This is a genomic window from Pseudomonas sp. NBRC 111127, assembly GCF_001320345.1.
Classification (GTDB): Bacteria; Pseudomonadota; Gammaproteobacteria; order Pseudomonadales; family Pseudomonadaceae; genus Aquipseudomonas; species Aquipseudomonas juntendi.
The window spans coordinates 1-3,085 of sequence record NZ_BCBD01000268.1; the positions used below are offsets into that span (position 1 = coordinate 1).

2 protein-coding genes and 1 pseudogene are annotated in these 3,085 nt (G+C 59.9%); 1 reads left to right on the plus strand and 2 read right to left on the minus strand.

Annotated elements, in window-relative coordinates; translation table 11 throughout:
• Window positions 1-1,527, minus strand: a 1,527-nt coding sequence (locus tag APH30_RS26565; protein ID WP_054914200.1) for a phosphoenolpyruvate carboxykinase, incomplete at its 3' end; no start/stop codon positions are given.
• Window positions 1,528-1,706: 179 nt separating this feature from the next.
• Window positions 1,707-2,606 carry an Hsp33 family molecular chaperone HslO gene (gene hslO / locus APH30_RS26570; protein ID WP_054905720.1) on the minus strand — a complete coding sequence of 300 codons (900 nt, stop codon included), beginning with the start codon at window positions 2,604-2,606 and terminating at the stop codon, window positions 1,707-1,709.
• A 109-nt stretch (window positions 2,607-2,715) separates the two neighbouring features.
• On the opposite strand from hslO, the pseudogene APH30_RS26575 reads away from it, so the two are divergent.
• A pseudogene (locus tag APH30_RS26575) lies at window positions 2,716-3,085 on the plus strand (phosphoesterase); the annotation flags it as partial.

Genomic DNA, 3,085 nt, shown 5'->3' on the forward strand with positions numbered 1-3,085 from the left:
AGCGGCCTTGATGGCGTCGGAAACTTCAAACTTCTTGAAGTTCTCGATGAACAGCTTGGCCAGGCCTTTGGCGGCCTCGTCGTAGGCAGCTTTGTCAGCCCAGTTAGTACGCGGGTTGAGCAGTTCGGTATCAACGCCTGGGACGGCCTTCGGTACGTCCAGGTTGATGATGTCCAGGTGCTCGGTTTCGGCACCGACCAGCGCGCCGCTCTGGATGGCAGCGATCACCGCGCGGGTGGTCGGAATGCTGAAGCGCTTGCCAACGCCGTAGCCACCACCGGTCCAGCCGGTGTTGACCAGGTAGACCTTGGAATTGAAGCCGTTGATACGCTTGATCAGCAGCTCGGCGTACTCGCCAGCCGGGCGTGGGAAGAACGGTGCACCGAAGCAGGTCGAGAAGGTCGACTTGATGCCGCCGCCCGAGCCCATTTCGGTGGAGCCGACCAGCGCGGTGTAACCGGACAGGAAGTGGTAGGCAGCCTGCTCGTTGTTCAGGATCGACACCGGAGGCAGAACACCGGTCAGGTCGCAGGTCAGGAAGATCACCGCGTTTGGCTCACCGCCCAGGTTCTTTTCCGAACGCTTGGCAACGTGCTCCAGCGGGTAGGCTGCACGGCTGTTCTGGGTCAGGCTGACATCGGCGTAGTCGGCGTGCTGGTTGGCGTCGAGAACGACGTTTTCCAGCACCGCACCGTGCTTGATGGCTTTCCAGATGACCGGCTCGTTCTTCTCGGACAGGTCGATGCACTTGGCATAGCAGCCGCCTTCGATGTTGAAGACAACGCCTTCGCCCCAACCGTGCTCGTCGTCACCGATCAGGTAACGGCTTTCGTCGGCCGACAGGGTGGTTTTGCCGGTGCCGGACAGGCCGAAGAACAGGGTTACATCGCCTGCTTCGCCGATGTTGGCCGCGCAGTGCATTGGCAGCACGTCGGCAGCCGGCAGCAGGAAGTTCTGCACCGAGAACATGGCTTTCTTCATTTCACCGGCGTAGCGCATGCCGGCGATCAGCACTTTCTTCTGCGCGAAGTTGATGATCACGCAACCGTCGGAGTTGGTGCCATCACGCTCAGGTACGCACTCGAAGTTGGCCACGTTGAGCACCTGCCACTCGTCGCGACCCGCCGGGTTGTACTGCTCAGGGTTGATGAACAGGCAACGGCCGAACAGGTTCTGCCAGGCAGTCTGGGTGGTCATTTTCACCGGCAGGTAGTGCTCGGCGGCAGCCCCTACGTGAACGTAGGAAACGAAGTGATCCTGGGCGTTGTTGAACGCCTCGACGCGGTCCCACAGGGCATCGAACTTGTCGGCCGGGAACTTGCGGTTGATCGGGCCCCAGGCGATGGCGTCCTGGGTGGAAGGCTCTTCGACGATGAAACGGTCAGCCGGCGAACGGCCAGTACGGTGACCGGTCTCCACGACCAGCGCGCCGGTATCGGCTAGTACACCTTCACCGCGTTGCAGCGCTTCTTTTACCAGCTCATCGACGCTCAGGTCGGTGTACACGGTGTTATTGGCTTGCGTCATGAGATACCCCATCCGGCCCGAGGCCGAGTGCTCCAAACGTTTTGTAGTTGTTCCGAAAAAACTACTACAGCGAAAAAAGTGGCCGGATTATGCCAGAAAAGCCCAAAAAAAGTAGGCCCCTCCTGTCAGAACTGCGTTTTTGCGCAATTCGACAGGAGATTTTCCTGAGCTTAAACGTTTCAGTGGCGAGTTTCTGAGGCCACGTCCGTGCCGCCACCGGCAAACAGTTGCGCCACATCGCTGGCGTCGAAGAAATAGCGCTGGTTGCAGAACTGGCAATCGATCTCTACCTGCCCACCGCACTCTTGCACCAGTGCCTTGGCGTCATGCTCACCCAGGCTGACCAGGGCATTGCCGGAACGTTCGCGTGAGCAGCTGCATTTGAAGCGCAGCGGCTGTTCATCGAACAGGCGCACGGCATCTTCGTGGTACAGGCGGTGCAGCAGGGTTTCATTGGCTTCTGCCCACTCTTGCGGCTTGAGGGTCTGGGCCAGGGCAACCACGTGCTGCCAGCTGTCTTCGCGCTCTTCATCGTCCGGCTGGCGATCGCGTGGCAGTTGCTGCAGCAGCAGGCCGCGCGCCTTGCCAGCTTCGGCATTCAGCCAGAACCGCGTGTTCAACTGCTGGGACTGAACGAAGTAGTTGGTGAAGCACTCCGAGAGGTTGGCACCATCGAGGTCGACGGTCCCCTGATAACGCTGGCCCTTGACCGGGTCGATGGTCAGGGTCAGGTGGCCGTCGGGCATCAGCTGCGCCAGGCTGGCGTCGGCCGGGATCTGATCCGCCTCGTATCGGGCCATGCCGCGGATATCACGGTCACCGGAGCACTCGACCATCAGCAGCGGGATCGGCCCGGCGGAGCGCGCCTGCAGTATCAGCAGGCCATCGAACTTCAAGGCACCGACCAGCAAAGCGGTGGCGGCCATCAGCTCGCCAAGCAGGGTTTGCACCGGCTGCGGGTATTCATGACGCGCCAGCACTGCAGCGTAGCTGTCATCGAGAGACACCCACTCGCCGCGCACATCGCGCTCGTCGAAGATGAAACGTTGGGTGAAATCTTTTTCTGGCAAGTCGCTCATGGTTGTCTGGCTATCTGAAAATGATGACAAAATAATGAAAGGGAATCAGTAATCCCATCGCAGAGCGCCTTCAGGCGCTCGTTTCCCTTATAGGAGATAGAGGTATCTTATGGATAATCGACCACTGTTCCAAGCAAGGTGGTCCTGGGGACCGCTGGCAGCCTGCACGCTGCTGCCGATCGCTCTACTGTGTTTCTGGTTATGGCCTTTTGGCCAGATCCTGTGCCTGACTTTCGACGAGTGGCTGTTCCACAGCCTCAATGCACCGTTGGCTGACAACACCACCTGGCGCTATATCTGGACCGTGGGCAGCATGCGCCCGTTCGACATCGTGGTCGGCCTGATCCTGCTGGCACTGCTGATCCGCGGTGATTGGGTGTTCAAGGCAGCGCAGGTTCGCCAGGCGTTTTTCGGCTTTCTGGTCACGCTGCTTCTCTTAGTGGTGATTCGCGCGCTGTTTTCCAAGTGGGTGGATGCCG

Bases quoted from the DNA above. Each gene is read 5' to 3' on its own strand.
- hslO (WP_054905720.1), bottom strand. From the start codon at position 2,606: ATGAGCGACTTGCCAGAAAAAGATTTCACCCAACGTTTCATCTTCGAC.